The organism is Plantactinospora sp. GCM10030261 (assembly GCF_042666615.1).
GTDB lineage: Bacteria > Actinomycetota > Actinomycetes > Mycobacteriales > Micromonosporaceae > KBS50.
Genome location: NZ_JBHTDD010000044.1, coordinates 21,049 through 39,827 on the forward strand (window position 1 = coordinate 21,049; position 18,779 = coordinate 39,827).

General features: G+C 69.8%; 13 protein-coding genes. 5 read left to right on the plus strand and 8 right to left on the minus strand.

From position 1 onward, the window contains the following. The first annotated feature begins 175 nt into the window (after positions 1-175). Entirely contained in the window at positions 176-766 is a 591-nt protein-coding gene (locus ACFQUZ_RS30875; RefSeq protein ID WP_377448555.1) for a DinB family protein, read from the plus strand. A 67-nt stretch (positions 767-833) separates the two neighbouring features. Here ACFQUZ_RS30875 and ACFQUZ_RS30880 read toward each other — a convergent pair whose 3' ends face one another. Both ACFQUZ_RS30880 and ACFQUZ_RS30885 read right to left on the minus strand, forming a co-directional pair. Next, positions 834-2,087, minus strand: a complete 1,254-nt coding sequence (locus tag ACFQUZ_RS30880; protein WP_377448557.1) for an RNA polymerase sigma factor — start codon at positions 2,085-2,087, stop codon at positions 834-836. A 2-nt stretch (positions 2,088-2,089) separates the two neighbouring features. Then, positions 2,090-2,434 (minus strand): YciI family protein, encoded by a 345-nt coding sequence (locus ACFQUZ_RS30885; RefSeq protein ID WP_377448559.1) that lies wholly within the window; start codon positions 2,432-2,434, stop codon positions 2,090-2,092. A gap of 139 nt (positions 2,435-2,573) precedes the next feature. On the opposite strand from ACFQUZ_RS30885, the gene ACFQUZ_RS30890 reads away from it, so the two are divergent. Beyond that, the gene (locus tag ACFQUZ_RS30890) at positions 2,574-3,416 is read left to right on the plus strand and encodes a DUF1028 domain-containing protein (RefSeq protein ID WP_377448561.1); all 843 of its coding nucleotides are present in this window, start codon (positions 2,574-2,576) and stop codon (positions 3,414-3,416) included. 1,100 nt (positions 3,417-4,516) lie between these two features. Here ACFQUZ_RS30890 and ACFQUZ_RS30895 read toward each other — a convergent pair. From ACFQUZ_RS30895 to ACFQUZ_RS30915, 5 genes are all read right to left on the minus strand, one after another. Next, entirely contained in the window at positions 4,517-4,759 is a 243-nt protein-coding gene (locus tag ACFQUZ_RS30895; protein ID WP_377448563.1) for a type II toxin-antitoxin system RelE/ParE family toxin, read from the minus strand. After that, complete coding sequence (locus ACFQUZ_RS30900) at positions 4,756-5,055, minus strand: type II toxin-antitoxin system Phd/YefM family antitoxin (protein ID WP_377448565.1); 300 nt, start codon at positions 5,053-5,055, stop codon at positions 4,756-4,758. Before ACFQUZ_RS30900 ends, ACFQUZ_RS30895 begins: the two co-directional genes overlap by 4 nt. 731 nt (positions 5,056-5,786) lie before the next feature. After that, positions 5,787-12,893 carry a polymorphic toxin-type HINT domain-containing protein gene (locus ACFQUZ_RS30905; RefSeq protein ID WP_377448567.1) on the minus strand — a complete coding sequence of 2,369 codons (7,107 nt, stop codon included), beginning with the start codon at positions 12,891-12,893 and terminating at the stop codon, positions 5,787-5,789. 418 nt (positions 12,894-13,311) lie between these two features. Then, entirely contained in the window at positions 13,312-14,004 is a 693-nt protein-coding gene (locus ACFQUZ_RS30910; RefSeq protein WP_377448569.1) for a maleylpyruvate isomerase N-terminal domain-containing protein, read from the minus strand. 10 nt (positions 14,005-14,014) lie between these two features. Beyond that, complete coding sequence (locus ACFQUZ_RS30915; RefSeq protein ID WP_377448571.1) at positions 14,015-14,896, minus strand: phosphatase PAP2 family protein; 882 nt, start codon at positions 14,894-14,896, stop codon at positions 14,015-14,017. A gap of 108 nt (positions 14,897-15,004) precedes the next feature. On the opposite strand from ACFQUZ_RS30915, the gene ACFQUZ_RS30920 reads away from it, so the two are divergent. From ACFQUZ_RS30920 to ACFQUZ_RS30930, 3 genes are all read left to right on the plus strand, one after another. Continuing rightward, positions 15,005-15,685 carry a DUF3159 domain-containing protein gene (locus tag ACFQUZ_RS30920; RefSeq protein WP_377448573.1) on the plus strand — a complete coding sequence of 227 codons (681 nt, stop codon included), beginning with the start codon at positions 15,005-15,007 and terminating at the stop codon, positions 15,683-15,685. A 403-nt stretch (positions 15,686-16,088) separates the two neighbouring features. Beyond that, entirely contained in the window at positions 16,089-16,655 is a 567-nt protein-coding gene (locus ACFQUZ_RS30925) for a hypothetical protein (RefSeq protein WP_377448575.1), read from the plus strand. 5 nt (positions 16,656-16,660) lie between these two features. After that, positions 16,661-17,548: an SRPBCC family protein gene (locus ACFQUZ_RS30930; RefSeq protein ID WP_377448577.1), complete on the plus strand. Its 888-nt coding sequence runs from the start codon at positions 16,661-16,663 to the stop codon at positions 17,546-17,548. Between the two features lie 54 nt (positions 17,549-17,602). Here ACFQUZ_RS30930 and ACFQUZ_RS30935 read toward each other — a convergent pair whose 3' ends face one another. After that, a complete protein-coding gene (locus ACFQUZ_RS30935; RefSeq protein WP_377448579.1) occupies positions 17,603-18,376 on the minus strand; it encodes a BTAD domain-containing putative transcriptional regulator in 774 nt (257 codons plus the stop codon). Between the last annotated feature and the right edge of the window lie 403 nt (positions 18,377-18,779).

The following is an 18,779-nucleotide window of genomic DNA, read 5'->3' on the forward strand; positions in this document are numbered from 1 at the left end:
CGGACCCCTCGGGGCCGACCCCGTGGGCAATCGTCGCGTACGGGGACGCCACCCCCGGCACGGCCCGGCGGATGAGCCGGGCCGCGCGAAGGCCACCGAGGCGGTGCGCGCGTCGACGCACCTGGCGGGCGCCCCGCCTCGACCGCGGTCGCGCGAGTAGGGCAGGGTAGGCCGGATGAGCGAGGACCCGAAGCCGCAGCTACACAAGTACCTCAGCGCGGCCCGTGACGCCGTGATCTGGAAGGCCGAAGGACTGTCGGAGTACGACGTGCGACGACCCCTCACGCGTACCGGGACCAACCTGCTCGGCCTGGTCAAGCATCTGTCCATCGTCGAGGCCTGGTACTTCGGGACGACCTTCGACCGCCCGTTCACGCCACATCTGCCCTGGTGGGACGACGACGCCGCCGAGGGCGACGACCTGTGGGTGACCGCGTCCGAGAGTCGTCAGGAGATTCTGGACACCTACCAGGCCGCGATCGCGCACGCCGACGAGACGATCCGGTCGTTGGACCTCGACGCTCCCGGGCACGTGCCGTGGTGGCCTCGGCCGGACGTCACGCTGCACACGATGCTCGTCCACGTCATCGCCGAGACCGCTCGCCACGCCGGTCACGCCGACATCCTGCGCGAGCAACTCGACGGGCGTACCGGGATGCGTCCCGACAATCTCAACCAGGAGCCGCACGACGACCGATGGTGGGCAGACCACCGAGCCCGCATCGAATCCGTGGCGCGCTCGGCAGGCGGGGGTGGACAGCGGTAGACCGCTCCCGCGTCCGGTCGCACCGTCACGCACCGCGACCACACCCCGTCCGCCCGCCGGCCGCCGCTCACCCCCGGCCGGCCCGCAACCCGGCCAGCCGCCGAGCCAGGTGGTCCGCCTCCACCTGGTTGTCGGTCAACAACAACGCCTCCTCGTACGCCACGACAGCGCCGGCACGGTCGCCGGCACGACGCAACAGTTCGGCCCGGGTCGCGGCCAGATAGGGATAGCTCGCCAGCCCCGGCTCGACGGCCAGTTCCGCGATCGCGGCCAGGCCCGCCTCCGTGCCGTGCGCGTGACTCACCGCCACCGCCCGGTTGAGTGCCACCACCGGGGACGGCCAACGGGCCAGCAGCAGGTCGTACAGGCCGAGGATCTGCGGCCAGTCGGTGTCCACCCACGTCGGCGCCTCGGCGTGGACGGCCGCGATCGCCGCCATCAACGCGAACCGACCGGCCGGCGGCCGGGCCAACGCGCCACGCACCAGTTCCAACCCTTCACCGATCGCGTCCCGGTCCCACAGCGTCCGGTCCTGGTCACCGAGCAACACCAACCGCCCGTCCCGGTCGGTGCGGGCCGCCGACCGGGCCTGGGTCAGCACCAGCAACGCCAGCAGACCCCGGACCTCGCCGACCCCCGGCAGCAGGCGGTGCATCATCCGGGCCAGGTCCAACCCTCGGTGGGCGAGATCGGCGCGCATCAGGTCCGTCCCCGACGTCGCCGTGTGGCCGCCCGTGTAGACCAGATGCACCACGTCCAGCACCGCCTCCACCCGGTGCGGCAGGTCGGCCGGCCCCGGAACCCGGTACGGGATCCGCGCCCCGGCGATCTTGCGCTTGGCCCGGGTGATCCGGGCCTGCACGGTGGCCTCCTTGATCAGGAACGCCCGGGCGATCTCGCCCCCCGACACCCCGCACACGAGCCGCAGGGTGAGCGCGACCTGCGCCTCCCGGGACAGGGCCGGATGGCAGCAGGTGAACACCAGACGCAACCGGTCGTCCGGAAACACCGTCTCCGGTTCGTCCCGGACACCCTCGTCAGGCACCAGCAACGGAAGCTTACGGCGCAGCGTGTCCGCCCGCCGCCGCTGCTCCAGCGCCCGGCGCGTGGCGACCGTGGTCAACCACGCGCCGGGCCGGCGCGGCACACCGTGGCTGCGCCAGTGCACGAGAGCCTGGGCGTACGCGTCCTGCACACAGTCCTCGGCGAGATCCAGGTCGGCCGCCACCCGCGCGGCGGCGGCGAGGACGTAACCCCACTCCTGCTCGTACGCCCGGTGGACGGCCCCCTCGACGGGTGACGCGACATCCCAGCTCCGCACGGTCAGCTCTGGATGATCGGGCGGACCTCCACCCCGCCCATCGGAGCCGGCACCTGCTTGGCGATCTCCAACGCCTCGTCCAGGTCGGCCGCCTCGATCACGTAGTAACCGCCCATCACCTCCTTCGTCTCGGTGAAGGTCCCGTCGGTCACCGTGACGACACCGTCCTCGGTACGCCGGATCGACGTCGCCGTCTCGCTGCCGCCCAGCCGCGCTCCGCCCCGCAACGCGCCGCCGTTGGCCGCCGCGAACGCGCCGTGCCGGCGGTGGTTCTCCTGCGCCACACCGTCGTCGGCCGCTTCCCACTTCGCCTCGTTGTCATAGATCATCACCAGGTAGCTGGTCATCGGGTCACCCTTTCCTCGGGGCCTCCGTCGAGCCCCACCACTATCCCGATGCACGGGTGTCGCGCAGATCGACATGCGGGGGAAAGTTTCGCCGCAATCGCCGAACCCGTCCGAGCCCACGGTCGCTTAAGGTCAGCCGGTGACCTTCTCGATCGTCGCCCGCTCCCCCGACGGCCAGTCCTACGGCGTCGCGGTGGCCAGCAAGTTCCTCGCCGTGGGCGCCGCCGTGCCGGCCGCCGAGTCAGGGGTCGGCGCGGTCGCCACCCAGTCGTACGCCAATCTCGCCTACCGCCCCCAGGGCCTGGCCCTGCTGCGTACCGGCGTCGCCGCCACCGACGTGGTCGCGGCGCTGGTGGCCGCCGACGACGGCCGAGCCCAGCGGCAGGTCGGCGTGGTCGGAGCCGACGGCGACGGCGCCACCTACACCGGCGCCGGCTGCACCCCGTGGGCCGGCGGGCAGACCGGCGACGGCTGGGCCGCGCAGGGCAACATCCTCACCGGCCCCGAGGTGATCGACGCGATGCGCGACACCTGGCTGGCCGGCACCGCCGGACCGTTCCCGGACCGGCTGCTCGCGGCCCTCGCCGCCGGCGACCGCGCCGGCGGGGACCGCCGCGGCCGGCAGAGCGCCGCCCTGCTCGTGGTCTCCCCCGGCGGCGGGTACGGCGGCGGCAGCGACGTCCTGGTCGACCTGCGGGTCGACGACCATCCCGACCCGGTCAGCGAACTCGGCCGGCTGCTGGAGACCCACACCCTGCTGTTCGGCAAGCCCGACCCGGCCAGCCTGCGCGACCTGACCGGTGACCTGGCCGCCGAGGTCCGCGACCGGCTGACCGCCGCCGGTCACCCGGTCGCCGGTGACGACCTGAACGCCGCCCTGGTCTCCTGGGCCGGGGTGGAGAACCTCGAGGAACGGCTGGTGCCCGACCGCATCGACCCGGTGGTGCTGGACCACCTGCGGCGCCAGACCGGCGAGCGGTGACCGGCTGTCTTCCTTGCCGCTCGAACGGCGACGCCCGCCCGGACGAGAGTCCGGTTCGGCGGGTAGCGGAGTGCGGGCCAACCTCATCGTTGGCCTGCGGCCGATCCCGGCCGCCGGTTTGATGACCTGTTCAACCTCGTGCACCACCCGGCGACGCTGCTGATGGCGTTCGACCGGGTCGCCGGTAACCGGGGCGCACGTACTCCCGGTGTCGACGGGCTGACCGTCGATCACGTCGACGAGCCACAACCGCGCTTCGACTGGTCCCGCAGATGAACGTTGAACCCGTATAGGATTCGGCGATGAGCGCCGACTTCGCTAGGGTTCTTCGTGGCCTTATGCAGAACCATCGACTATCGCCCAGAACTGTCAGCCGAGCTTCTGGTCGGGCCGAGTCGACTGTCAATCAACTACTTGCAGGAACGCTTCAACCAAACCATGGTATCCTGCGAGATTTTGCGCCCGTTCTGCAATTAGACGCGGCTGATCTAATTGTTATTGCGGACCTTCCCCCGGATTCCGAAACGGCCGCACGAGAGCCCTACCCTGCAACCATCGAGATAGGTCAACTCGTTGCTGCTGCCAGCTGCCTGACTCCCACAGAAGTCAGGCAACTGATCCAATCAGCGAAGAGCCTCAGGGGCGATAACCGCGAAGGTCGCGGAGACACCCCTCCGGAGGTGTCGCGTCCGGCTTCCCAGCCGGAGGTTACTGGCCATAGCCTGCGGGAACACCAACGCACGTTTGCATGCAGTTGAGTGACCCCGCAGGCATCCTGCCAGCAATGAATAGTCGTTACTTACGGCTAACTGAAGTTGAACGGATCCCAGTGCGCATTGCTAAGGTCGAATCCGTTTCGACCGAAGGCATCGCGTATTGCATGACAGCAACGCCTACGCACGGGACGGACGGCGACGATTGGATCGGATCATCATCGATGGGCGGACAGCGAGCCGACCGGAACCGACTCGGCGCCGCCAAGGCACCGGGCGATGCCCCCAGGTCCAAGGGCGCCACCGCGGCGTTGTACGACCGTCTGGTCAACAGCCCCTTGACGTTCAGTCCATCGCAGACAGACAAGGCCGCCGGACCCGGGAGGCTTACGAGTAGACGTCCTTGCGATGCCCGACCGCGTGGATGGTCAACTCGTCGCCGTCGATGCGGTAGAGGACCCGGTAGTCACCGACACGCAACCGACGCCCCGACCCGTCGCGCATCTCGGTCGAGCTCTGTGGCTCAGGGTCGGAGACCAAGCCGAGGATCGCGCTCAGGACGGTCAGGAACACGTTGCGTGGCTGCTTGTGCAGCCAGACCAGCACATCCCGGTCGATCTGAACCTTCACGCCGCCTCACCGCCGGCCCGGTCGCCCAGCAGCGCCTCTACCTCGCGAGGATCAACCCCGAGCGACTCCAGAGCCGCCGACAGCGGCACGAACTGACCCTCGGCACGGGAGCGGGCGATCACCGCAGCGTCCCGGCGGTCCCGGGACGCCTCGATCTCCTCCCACTCGTCGATGCCGACCAGGACGGCCACCGGCCGTTCGTACTTGGTGATGATGACCGGCTCACCGGTGCGCTCAACCCCGTCCAGCACCCGGCCCGCGCCATCGCGGAACTCCCGCAGTGTAATCCTCGTCATGCACCACACCGTACCACGCGGTACCGCACTGCCCGAGGAGCAACGTTGCAGCTCCGAGACCCGACCAAGCAACCAGGCCGCCGGCGGAGCCATTGGGCTTAAGAGTTGCTTTACCTAATCAAGAGAAGCGGGGCCCGGCCGAAGCCGGGCCGCGCGCACGCGCTACAGGCCTACGGCCCCGCGCGCACGCCCACCTACGCGGACCGCCAGACCCGTGCACATAGGCCTGTGCAGTGACATCGACGATCCTACATGTTAATGATCATCTGACATCAATCGTGATAGCAACCGGAGCGCACGTCAGGGCACAAACCAGCACGCCGCCAGCGCTGATCGTCGCTACCGCCCCTCGCGACCTTCACCGTCAGGGCGTCCCTCGCAACGGCCCGAAACGTGATGGACTGCGGTGATCTCCGTCATCCTCTTCCCATGCGACATTCGTTGCCAAGATGTAGTCAGGCCCGCCATTGACCAGATACCTTGCGAGCGGTTCACCTGCCGTGACCATTACATCGAGAACTCCGTCCGCAAACACTTCTGGAGCTTTCTCGATACTGAGACTTCTATAGTCATCCCGAAGATGGAAAGCTCGAACTCCAAAGAATGCGACATCGATCCGGTTTGGCACCTCACTACCGCTACCGACATAGCGCAGAAGCAGCGTGGAGTGACTTATGGAGTAATCCCATAACCTGAAGGATCTATCCCAAGACTTCATGAACTGCGACAACTCAGCCTCCTGGCATTGAGAAGGGCGGCTGCGGGAAGTTTACAATCTTTCCGCCATCATAGAACGTAATACTGTCCCAAGAACGGTTACCGACCCGCACCGCAAGACCAGTCTTGTACATCTCCCACTCGGTCGCATACCAATTGTCACCCATTCCACTCCGGTAAGCATTCGTGAACTTTTCGGCCGGAGTCGCACCACGGAAACCGTCGAGTCTGATATGCAGGCGAGTATTTGGATCGTTTACAGCTGCCCGCACATCCGCCTGCCATGAAGGTGAATCAAGGTAATGCGTGTATCCGTTTCCGTCGGCGAACTCTCGGAGGCCGTGAGCACGCGTTCCGAGGGCGACATCGCCACCGCAGTTGTGTACGAGCACCGGGGTGTTGCCGGCGATTACATAGTACGTGTGGATGTCGGCGACCGTGAGGTTATAGACGGTTGCGTGTTGGGTGTGGGCATGGGTGCCGGCGATTTTGACAAGTTGGCCGTTGGAGGTTTTGAGCCATTGGCCGTGGCGGAGGTCGGCGGCGTCGATCCACCGGCCTTCGGGGGTGTCGGACTGACCGTCAGTGTCTATCCAGAAGGGGTGCCCGTCGGTGGCGGTGATCCGTTCGGTCCTATGGTCGTCACCGTTGCTGGTGGTGACGTCGATGTCGATGAGGGTCTTTTCGCCGTCGCCAGTGATGGTCGCGGTGACCGGCTTGGCGGCCCGTTTGCCGGTTTCGGGGTCGGTGGCGATGACCTTGTCGCCGGGTCGGATCTGTTCGATGGGTTTGCTGGTGCCGTCGGCCATGAGGACGGGGGTGCCTGCGGTGAAGCTGTTGGAGGCGCAGTCGCGGTTGTTGGAGCCTTGGAGTTTGGTGCCCATCGGGTCGGGCCCACGGGAAGGACGCACGGAAGCGTGCGGATACGCCTCGACGGCGAGCCGCCGTGGCGGCGCGGGCAGCGCCAGCGGTCGCCGCGCCCCCGATGCCGTGGAAGCGGTCCGACCGCTCACCAGCCTGCCGCCGAGCTTGCCGAGGACGGCGCCGCCGACGGTGGCGCCGGCCAACCGTCGGGTGTCGATGGTGCCGGTGCTGAGGAGCTGCTCGGTGGCGTCCCCGGTGAACCCGGACACCGCCCCGACGGCGAGCGCGCCGCCGCCGGCACCGGCGGCCAGCCCGCCGGTCAGACCGGCGACCCCACCGGCCGCCGCGCCGGTCCCCGCACAGGACAGGCCGCTGCGGTGGGAGTCGCAGGTGGCGCCGCCGATGACCGCGCCCACGGCCGCGCCGAGGCAGATCGCACCGCCGACACCGGCCGTGGCGACACCGAGCGCGACGCAGCCGCCGACGATCGCCGCCCCGACCGCGACGCCGGTGGCGGTGTCCCCGATGCGCTGGTGGTCGTTCCAGAAGCGGGCGGTGTTGGTGGCCACCTCGGCGGCCAGGTTCGCGGCCGACCTTTCCATCGACCGCCGCGCCGACCAGGCTGAGGCCGCCGTGTTCCGGACACTGTCCCATCCGCCGGAAAGGGAGTTGATCGCGTCGCCGACGGCGCCCCGGATGCCGTTGGCCAGGCCGTTGAGCCAGCGTGGCCAGTGCCCGTCCGGGTCGAAGAGGCTGACCGGGTCGGCGTTGGCGTAGAGGTAGCGGTTCAGGCTGATCGGGTTGCCGAGCGCGCCGATGACCGTGTCGGACTGGGTGAACCGTCCAGTGCCGGGGTCGTAGTGCCGGGCTCCCATGTCGACCAGCCCGGTGAGCGGGTCGGTGTACATGGCCTGGAACCCGACGGGCGCTGGCGGGGCAGTGCCCGTTGTGCCGACCGGCGTGCCGAACGGGTCGAAACCCGTCGACCAGGTGACCTTGCCGGCGCGGTCGTCGACCAGCCGGGTGACGTCGCCGTGCGGGTTGGACAGCGTCCGGAGGCTGGTCCCCCCGTCGGTGCTCTGGCCGAGCAGGAGCCCCGTGGGCGTGCGGACGACCTGGGTGAACGGGCCGGAACCGACCCGGGTGGCCGAGACGTCCGCCGACGTGTCCTCGTACGAGAACGACTGCTGGACACCACCGCTCGTCCGCGACGCGACCCGGCCGAGCGCGTCCCGGCCGTACGAGACGGTGCCGGCCGGTGTGGTGGCGCCGGTCAGCTCACCGAACGGGCCGTAGCTGTAGCTGCGCCCGTCGCCGGTCGACTTCAGGTTCCCGTCGACGTCGTAGACGTGGGTGCCGGCCGTGGAGGTCGACGTGATCCGGTCCGACAGGTCGTAGCTCGCGGAGATGGTGGGCTTGCCGGCGGTCCGCACCGCCGTGCGGTTGCCGTCGGCGTCCCAGTCGTGGTCGGTGCTGGAGACGACGGTGGTGCCCTGGGCGCCGACGGCCGTGTCCAGACGACCGGCGCCGTCATAGGTGTAGGTGGTGGTGGTCGGGGTGGTGCCGCCCGGCGTCGGCGCGGTGACCGTCTTGACCTGGCCGTCGTCGTGGTAGGTGACGGCGTGATCGCCATGGCCGGTGTCGATGACCGTGAGCCGGCCGTTGTCGTCGTACTCACGGTACTCGTCCGGGGCTGAGTAACCGCTCGCTACAGTGTCCTCGATCTGGCCGCCCTTGTCATACCTGAACTCGACGTTGAACGGCCCCAGCATGCTGCTCAACCGCCCGCTGGTGGTGCTGTAGCCGTACGTCGTGGCGGCACCGGCGGGCGGGGTGCGCACCGCGAGCCGGTGCGCCAGGTCATGCTCGTAACCGGTGGTGCCGAGCGCGTCGGTGCTGCTCTCCAGCAGACCCCGGTCGTCGTAGTCGAAGGTGACCTGACGTCCGCTGGTGACCGCCGAGGTGAGCCGTCCGGCGTCGTCGTAACCGAACTCGCGGGTCTCGGCGCCCGACTTGACCAGGTTCTGCCGCCCCGCGGGGTCGTAGTCGGCCGTCACCACCCGCCCCGACGGATACGTCGTGGACTTCCACCGGCCCACCGGATCGTAGTCATAGCTGGTGGTCTTGCGCGCCGGATCGGTCTCCGTGTCGAGCAGGCCCGCCGCGTCGTAGGTGTAGTCGAAGACGCCACCCCGGGGCAGGGTGATCTTGCTCAACCGGCCGGCCGGGTCGAAGTCGTAGGCGCTGGTGTTGCGCAGCCCGTCCCGCGCGGTGTCGAGTCGCCCGGCCGCGTCGTAGGTCCAGGTGGTCTCGCGACCGGTGGGAAGTTTCTCCAGCGTCTGCCGGCCGGCACCGTCGTAGTCGTAGGTCGTCTTCTTGCCGTACGCGTCGCCGACGGCGTCGATTCGGCCGCGGATGTCGTAGTCCCAGGTCTGCCGGTACGGCACGTCGCCGGTTTTCATCCGGCCCGTCTTGTCGTAGGTGTAGTAGAAGTCGCCGGCGAACTTCATCCGCTCCCGACGGCCGAGCTTGTCGTTGAAGTACGTCCGGGTGACCCCGGCCGGGTCGACCTCCTCCGCGACGTCACCGTTGAGGTCGTACCGGGTCACCCACGACGCCCCCCGGGCGTCCCACCGCACCGCCGGTCGGCCCACCGGGTCGTACGCGGTGTTCGACACCACCCCGGCCGCGTCGGTGACGGACGACTGCCGCCCCAGGTCGTCGTAGGTGTACGTGGTGACCTTCTGGCGCGGGTCGGTGGCCGTGTCGACCAGGTTGGCCGCGTTGTAGCTCCAACCCCAGACCTTCGCCGTCCGGTCGGTGTGGCTGGTCAGGTTGCCCACCTCGTCGAAGTCGAACGACTCGACGGCCCCGCCCGGATGGGTCACGGTGTCCAACCGGCCGACGGTGTCGTAGGTGGTGTCGGTCCGGCGCAGGCTTGCGTCGATCTCGGCGGTGACCTGCCCGGCCAGGTTGTACTCGACACGGCTGGTGCCGGCCGGGTCGGTCCGCGCGGCCCGGTTGCCGTCGTCGTCGTAGCCCCAGGTGGTGGTGATCCCCGAGCCGTCGGTGTGCGACTTCGGTCGGCCGGCGGCGTCCCACCGCTGCACGCCCACCGTGCCGAGGGCGTCGGTCACGGTGACCGACCGGGCGGCGTCGTCGTAGTTGTACGTGGTGACGACGTTCTCCTGGTCGGTGGTGGTCTTCACCCGACCGACCGCGTCGTACGAGGTGAGCGAGGTGTAGGTCAGCGGGTCGGTGACCTTGGTCAGGTTGCCCGCCGGGTCGTACTCCATCGCCCAGACGTGCGTGCGCGGCGTCTTGACCGAGGTGTGCCGACCCATGGCGTTGTAGCCGTTGACCCACAGCGCGCCGTCCGGGGTCCACTGCTTGAGCACCCGGCTGGACCGGTCGTACTGGGTCTGGGTGGTCTGGTTGAGCGCGGTGGTGCCGCGCATCAGCCGACCCATCGGGTCGTAGGCGTAGCGGGTGACCTTCTGCCGGGCGTCGGTGGTGTCCTTCACCCAGCCCTCCGGCGTGTAGCTGCGCGCCACGACGGAGTTCCGGGGGTCGGTGACGGTGCGGATCCGCCCGGCCGCGTCGTAGCCCACCTTTGTCGCCTTGCCGGCCGCGTCGGTGATGGTGTCGAGTCGACCGGTGGTGTCGTATCCGTAGGAGGTGACGATGTCCTGCGGGTCCGTCACCGACGTCGGTTGCCGGTCCCGGTTGAAGGTGACTGTCGTCTTGCCGCCGCGCGGCTTCACTGTCTGCCTCAGTTCACCCCAGGCCGTGTACGCCAGCACCGTCTTCTTCTGCAACGGGTCGGTGACCGAGGTTCGCAGCCCGTGCGCGTCGTTTCCGTACACCGTGGTCGCGTTGGACTCGTCGGTCACCGAACCCAGATCCCCGTCGGTCTCGTAGCCGAGCGTCCGGGTCCGGCCGAGGGGGTCAATCTGGACGGTGAGCTGTCCCCGGTCGTTGAAGTCGTACGTCCACACCTTGTCGTTGGGATCGACCACCCGGTCGAGCCGCCCGGCGGTGTCGTAGCTGCGGCTGATCTTCGTCTGGTCGTGGAACGTGGACACCAGCGGTTGGTGGCGGGAGTTGAACGTGGTCTCGGTCTCCGCGCCGTACTCGTCGACGGTCATCACCGGGTCGCCGTTGCGGTCGTACAGGGTGGCCGGGGCCGACGGTCCGTAACCGGTCATCGGCACCGCCGGCACGCCGGTGATCCGGGAGACCAGCCGTCCCTCGCCGTCGTAGATCAGGTGCACGCCGGAGGCGCCGGACCGCTCGGTGACCAGCCGTCCGGCCCAGTCGTACGTCTGGGTGAGCACGGTCCCGTCGGCCCGGGTGACGGTGCGGCGCCCGTTGGCGTCGTCGTAGCCGATGGTGGTCCGGCCGGTGCCCTGCTCCTCGATCCAGTCGACCCGGCCGTCCGCGCGGTAACCGGCGGCCAGCTTCACCCGGCCCTCCGGCGTAATCACCTTGGCCAGCCGGCCACTGCCGTCGTACTGGTAGGTCTCGGTGTGGCCGTCCACGCCCTTGGCGCCGGTCAGTCGCTCACCGGTGTACGTCAGTGTCACGCCGCGACCGCTCTGGTCGGTGACCGCGTCGAGCCGGCCGCCGGTGCGGGTGTAGGTCAGGTATCGACCGGACTCGCCGGTGACCCGGCTGACCTGGCCGCCGGCACGTTGCACGGTGATCTCGTGCCCGCTGTCGCCGAGGGTGAGGCCGGTGAGTTCACCGGCCGGGTTGAACCGGTAGCTGGTCTGCCCCGGCGTGGTGACCGTGGTGCCGGTCGCGTCCTTGGTGTATCCGGCCGACACGCCGGGGGCGGGGGCGTAGCCGGCCTTGGGGTCGGTCACGAAGCCGAGCCCGGTCCCGTCCGGCAGGGCGAGGGTGGTCTGGTTGCCCGCGGTGGACAGTGCCTCCGAGTAGGCGCTGGTCCAGCCCTTGCCCGCGTCCCCGCCGCCGACCTTGTCCGACCGGAAGGTGCGCGTCGCGGTCACCTGCTTGCCCGCGTCCTGCACGGTCACGTCCTCGGCCTGGTAGGTCAACACACCGCTGTGCAGGTTGACCGGCCCGTAGCGGGGGGCGGCGGCCTCCCGGATCGCCGTCGGCAGCACCTGGGGCGATGCCGACAGCGCCGGCAGGACGTTGTCCTGGTAGCCGACGACGGCCGCCTGGCCGGCCGGGCAGCTCGTCGACGGCGTCGTCTTCACCGGCGGGTTCGCGGCGGCAGCCAGTGTCGGATCCATGCAGGCGGGCAGTGGCGCGTTGGCGTCCCGGCCGAACCAGTTGCCCGACCAGTCGGTCAAATTCTTAGCGATCGAGTGTGGAACGCTGTATCCGGCCAGCAGGGCGTTGTAGCGCGCGTCCACGTCCGGTGGGCTCGGCGCGACCGAGTCGGCGAAAATGCCGAAGATCGACACTGGCTTCTCGGCGGTGTTGTACCAGAACCGCAGCTTCTCGACGTTCTCCGCGTAGAGGGCGGTGGTCAGTGCCGACCCGAAGGTGTTGCCGATAATCTCCGCGTTGCCATCACGCGCCGTGATGCCACAGTTGCCGGACTCGAAGAGCGAGTTGTAGATGCCGGCGAATCCGCGGGCGCCCACGTTCGTGCGGACACCAGCCATTGTGGAAACGAATACCGAGTTGGTGACGACCGCCCGTGAGCCGGTGAATCCCAGGTTCAGCGCCCCGCTGGTGCAACCGGAGACGTCCTGCCCGCCGTACTTGATGTCGGTGTGGTCGAAGAAGCTGACCGGCCGGCGATAGTTCGGCCTCGTCGCGTCGCCGCCGACGATGACGATGGAGTCCCAGTCCTTCGGCGCCGGCGCGGTGGCGGCGCCGTCCCCGTTGGTGTCGCCGACCACCGTGTCGTCACGCAGCGACGTGAAGATCACCCGCTGCTTGGGGGTGCCCAGCGACAGGAGTTGGCCGTACGCCTGGATCTTCCCGGATGTGTCGAGCTTGACCACCGTGCCGGGCAGCAGGGTGAGCGACGCGCCCTCGGCGATCTCCACCAGCCCGCGGATGATGTAGGGCGAGCCCTGCGGACCCCACACGGTGTCCGTCGAAACGTCGTACCGGCCCACCTCGGTGGGTCCCGCCCTGTCCACGACCGACAGGTACGGCGCCGGATCGACGGCCACCGGCGGCGGGGTCGGCGTCACCGTGGTCGCCGCCGCTGGGCGCGCGGCCTGTGACTCCTCCGGCACCCCGGGCACGAGTTGCGCCGCGACAACCAACACCAACAATGCGCAGACGCGATTGGTCAATCGCCTACCCACAGACTTCACCACCCGAGTTCCGAACATCCATCCCGCACGACTGGCGGGTGCCGGCCGACGCTATCCGGGGAACATTGAGCGAAGATCATCCAAATGGCGACCCGATGGCGACCTAAAAGATCTTGACAACCCGGGAGACACCTCGGTGTATCAAAACCGGTGTCCACATGGGAGGATGCGCGAATGGAAGGGCTTGGTGATTCTCACATTCGGCCCATTTATTGCGACAGATGACGGCAGTTCTGCGACGCCGCAGCGCGGCAACCGTGTGGTGATCCACACACCAATGCATCGGCGGCCATCAGTGACGTGTCGAGAGTTACAGCCACCTCCTCCGGACCTGGTCCAGGGCCGGCGACACTCCCTATCGGCCCCGAGGTCAGCCGAACGACAGCCAGCGCAGCCCGGCCCGCTCGACGGCGGCCCGTTCGGTCGGGCTCATCGGTGCCCGTCCGGTCGCCTTCGCGATGAACGTGAGCCGGTCCCACCCCAGGTCGGCCAGAACGGCGGTGGTCCCGGCGCCCGGCATCGCGTCGCCGAGCAGCAGGCGCTCGATCACCGCCGCCGCGGCCGGCGTCAGCCACGGCTCGCGACCCAAGGCCGCCGCCAGATCCAGCCCGTGTACGCCCAGCTCGACCACCCGGGTGATCAGGAAGTCATCCAGCAGCATCGGGTCACCGTGCCGGGTCCGCACCACCCGTCCGGCGGGCTGGCCGGCAAGCGCCGCCCGCACCGCCCGCCAGGTCCGGTCCAGCTCCACGGCCAGGGTGTGGCCGGTCCGCCGGGCGGCGGCCTCATCCCGCGCCCCGTCGATCCGGGCGGCGTCGACGGTGGCGGTGAACTTCGTCGGACCGTAATAGCCGGCGGCGTCCACCTCGGCCACCGGCGGGGCCGGCGCCGCGAGCATGTCCAGCAGCCGGGCCACCGTCATCCGTACGTGTGCCAGCAGCTCCCGCACCGACCACGGCGGGCAGCCGGTGGGCCGGTCGAACTCCTCCTCGGGCAGCGAGAACATCGCCTCCACCAGCCGCCGCGCCTCGGCGTCGAAGGCGTCCCGGACAGCCGTCACCACGCCCTTCCTCCTACTCGGCCAGCCGGGGAACCACCCGGTGCACGGTGGCCAGCACCAGACCCAGGGTCAGGCTGGCCATCCCGGCGATCCCGGCGGCGCTTCCCGCGTACGCGATCAACAGCCGGTTGCGGCTGAGCTGGTCCGGTGGGGTGGGTTTGAGCGCCAGCGTCCAGTCGGCGGCGAACCAGGCGACGGCGAACAGCGCGACCGCCGCGAGCACCAGTATGCCGGTGGCCACCCGGTGCGCGTCCGCGGATCGCGGTGCGGTGTCCACCCGGTCGGTCATCAGCAGGCCGAGTCCTACCAACGCGGCCCACACCCCCACCACAAGCATCGAGGCGATGGCGTCGCTTGGTCGGTGCCAGCCGGCGGACAGCGTGGCCACGCCGGCCAGCGCGGTGTAGATCGCGCCGACGAAGGCACCCCAGACGCGGGCCTTCCGGGGCAGCACCAGCACCAGCGCGACGGCCACCGACGCGGCCACCGCGGTGTGCCCGCTGGGCAGGCTGTTGCCCGCGGCCGCCCGTTCCGGGTCGATACCGAAGTCGGGCCGGGCGATCACCCATTTCAACGCCTGGGTGGTGATGTTCGCGCCCGCGATCAGCAGGGTGGCGAGGATGGCCAGCGCGATCCGCCGACGGATCAGGGCGATGAACCCGATCACCACCGTGGCCACCAGCAGCGACACCACCGACATCGCGTTGAGGACCGTGCGGATCAGCCCTTCGATGTGCTGGCGGCCGATGTTGTTGCCGGTCAGTGCGACCGTGTCCAGCCACTGGCCGTCGACGGTTCGCACCGCGTACCGCCAGATGGCGGCGAAAGCCAGGACCTGGACAGCGGCCAAGAACACAAGCCAGACAGCCACGAATCCGGTTTTCCGACTTTGCATGCCGACACGCTAGTCTGCCGCGCCTCCCGGCGCCGCGCAGGGCGGGCCGGGCGGTTTCTGGCGATCCCGTTCGTTGGTTAGGGTGCCCTCAGGAAGAGGGGTGTGGGGATGGCGACCAAGGGCGACGGGACCGGCGGCGAGTCGCTCGCCGACCTGCTCGGCGGCCGGCGTGGCGCCATCGACGCCACCCTGCCGCCGGTCGCGTTCGGCCTGGCCTGGTGGCTGGCCGGGCAGTCGATCGGCGCCGGGGTGGCGGCGGCGCTGGTGGTGGGTGGCGGCGTCGCCGGCTGGCGGTTGTGGCGCGGCCACCGTCCCCGGTCGGTCCTGATCGGGCTCCTCGCCACCTGCGTGGCCGCGCTGATCGCGCTGCGCACCGGCCGGGCCGTCGACTTCTTCCTGCTCCAGGTGGTCTCCAACGCGGCCAGTTCACTCGCCTTCGCGGTGAGCATCGTGCTGCGCTGGCCGCTGCTGGGGGTGGTGGTCGGTGCCGCGCTCGGCCAGCGCGGCCGGTGGCGGCGGGATCCGGACCTGCTACGCGCGTACGGGCGGGCGAGCTGGATCTGGGCCGGGCAGTACCTGGCCCGGGTGCTGGTGTTCGTTCCGCTGTACCTGGCCGATCAGGTGGTCGCCCTGGTCGGTGCCCGGGTGGTGATGTCGTGGCCGCTGGTAGCGGCCACCCTCGCGGTGAGCTGGTGGGTGATCCGGCGGTCGCTGCCGGCGGACCATCCGGGTCTGCGTCATCCGCTCGATCCAGCGGCGCGGCCGGTGGGTTCGGACACCGCGTCCTGAGCCGCCGTCTGCGGTCTGGCCTGCGCTGACGGCCCTACCCCCAATATCATGTTTGTCCGGCCGGCTCGTCCGACCGCTGGGCGGCAAGCGTCATCTGGCAGCTGATTGTTACTTCCACAATGCACCTTCGAATCCTCGCCAGAACGGCCGGAAGAGATGGTGATTCCCGTCCCCGCCGTTCCTTTGAAGAGGTCTCGGCACCTGTGGCGCAGTTCCGCCCGTTTCCGGCATGGTTCGTCACGTCCAAGGGTCGTGGACTGCGGAAACAGATGTTTTCCGGCCACCGGACCGTGGGTACCGGACGCCGTGTCGGCAAGCAGTTGCTCGGCGACAAAGGTCGAGTGACGAGACCGCGATGGGCTCCGCTCACCGGCGCACACAATCGAAAGTGGGTCCGACTGTGATGAAGCAGGGAGCGCGTTATGCGCTCATTCTCGGGACCGGTTACCTCCTCGGGCGGCGCAAGCGGCTGCGCACCGCCCTCGTGCTCGGCGGTGCCGTCGCGGCCGGCCGGCTCAGCGGCAACGCCGGTGGACTGCTGCGCTCGCTCGGCGGCGCCGCCGACGTCGGCCGCCTCGGCGACCTGCGCGGCCCGCTCGTCCAGGCTGGCCGCGCGGCGGCGGTCAGTGCGGTGAACAGCCGGATCGACGCGGTGAGCGACCGGCTGCACAGCCGAGCCGAGGCGCTGCGGACGCGGGCCGCCGACCGGGACGGTGCGGACCGCGACGGCGCCGACCTCGACCGGGACACCCCCGACGGGGCCGAGCGCGACGCTCGGAACTCCGCCGAGACGCGCGCTCCCGGCAACCGCGACCACCAGCCGGCCAGCGATTCCGGGGACCACGGCGACGAGCCGGCCGACGACGGGTTCGACGACGAGCCGTACCAGAAGGAACCGGCTCCGCGCCGGCGCCGGCCCGCGCCCGGCCCAGACCCGACGAACGCGCCGGTTCGCCGGCGAGGCAGGTGAGCATCATGTCGAAGACCCCGAAGACCGGCGGCACCACGTCCGGCCGCTTGGCCAGTGCGGTGCAGAACCTCGCCGGCGCCGCCACCGAGCGCGCGTTGACAGCCGTGAGCGAGCGGGTGGGAGCGGCCACCGGCCGGCTCACCGAGTACGCCACCCAGGGTGGCGGCGGCCCGGACCTCGCAGCCGCGGCCACCGGCGTGCAGAAACTCGCCGGCGGCTCCTCGCCGATGAAGGCCGGCCTGGCCGCTGGCCTGACCGGTGCCAAGGAAAAGATCAAGGCCGCCGTCGGCAAGGGTGGTCAGGGCAGTAAGGACAAGGGCAAGATCAAGATCACAAACATCATCGAGTCGATCGATGTCGGCGTGCCGGCCCGGGTCGCCTACAACCAGTGGACCCAGTACGAGGACTTCCCCAGCTTCATGAAGAAGGTGGAGGATGTCGGCCGGGACGGCGACGAGAAGACCACCTGGAAGGCGCAGGTCCTCTGGTCGCACCGCACCTGGGAGGCCACCGTCGTCGAGCAGGTCCCCGACGAGCGGATCGTCTGGAAGTCCAAGGGCGAGAAGGGCCATGTCGACGGCACCGTCAGCTTCCACGAGCTGACCCCCGACCTGACCCGCATCCTGGTGGTCCTCGAATACCACCCGCAGGGCTTCTTCGAGCACACCGGGAACCTGTGGCGGGCCCAGGGCCGCCGGGTCCGGCTCGAACTCAAGCACTTTGTCCGGCACGTGATGACCAGGGCCGTCCTCGACCCGGACCAGGTCGAGGGGTGGCGCGGCGAGATCCGCGACGGCGAGGTGGTCCGCGACCACGAGACCGCGCTGGCCGAGGAGCGGGACGACCGGGGCGACGAACGCCAGGAGGACCGGGACGAGCGGGCTGCTAAGTAAACACCGGCCGGCTGCGCCCTCCGGCCCCGACGGGAACGAGCCGTGAGTCGGGCCTCACCCGGCACCGGCGGCCCGCCCTCCGGTGAGGACCCGGGCGTGCATCCGTTGCAGGTCCGCGCCCGGCTCCAGGCCGAGTTCGTCAACCAGGTGCCGGCGACCCCGGTGGTACGCCGCGAGCGCCTCCACCCGCCGCCCACCCAGATGCAGCGCGGTCATCAGGTGCAGCCAGAACCGCTCCCGCAGCGGATCCCGACCGGTCAACTCGGTCAACTCCCCCACGACGTCCCGGTGCCTCCCCAACCGCAGATCCGCCTCGATCCGCCGGTCCAACGCCGCCAGCCGCAGCTCATGCAACACCGGCGCCCGGTCCCGGTGCAACAGATCGGACGGCACGTCGGCGAGTGCGTCCCCCCGCCACTGCGCCAACGCGCGACGCAGGGCCGCCGCCTCGCCGCCCACATCGCCTCGGCGCGCCGCCCGATCCGCCTCCCCCAGCCAGTGCTGGAAACGACACACATCGGTACGGTCCGCCGGCACGTCGACCGAGTATCCGTCCAACTCCGTGACGATCACGGACGCGCCGCCGGCACCGACGAACAGCGACCGTAACCGGGTCACATACACCTGCACCGCCCGACGTGGCCGCACCGGCGTCCGGACATCCCAGATCGCCTCGGCCAGCCGACCCACCGACACCATCCGGCCGTGCTCCAGCGCCAGCGCCGCCAGCAGGATCCGGTGCTTCGGCGAGGTGACCGGCACCCGCCGGCCGGCCACCCGGACGTCCAGCGGGCCCAGCACGCCGATCTCGACTCCACCGTTGGTCATCACCCAACCACCCCCGGGAACTCAGGGTGACGCCCAACCGGCTCGCCTGTCGTCGGCCGTTGCGTATGACGTCGGGTACGTCGAACGACGTACAACTGTCGGCCGTTCGCGGTGCCTGGGTCGCCGGCAGCAGAAGGGTGATGAGGACCGCCCGGGCTTCGGAGCGGACCAGCGCACCGCAGGTTCACGCCCGCCTCACTTGGCACGCGGTCCTGCTCGGGCCGACGGCGCCGAGCCGTCGTTCGACCCAGGGTAATGGTGGCCCGGTCGATCAGCGGACAGGCCGCTGGCCCGCGGGGCGTGATGATCTCAGCAGCGTCGGTGGTAGGTGTTGCGGCGGGGTCGTTGCTCTGGGTCGGTCCAGGGTGGGGGGATGAATTCGGGGTGTCCGTCGGTGGCGAGG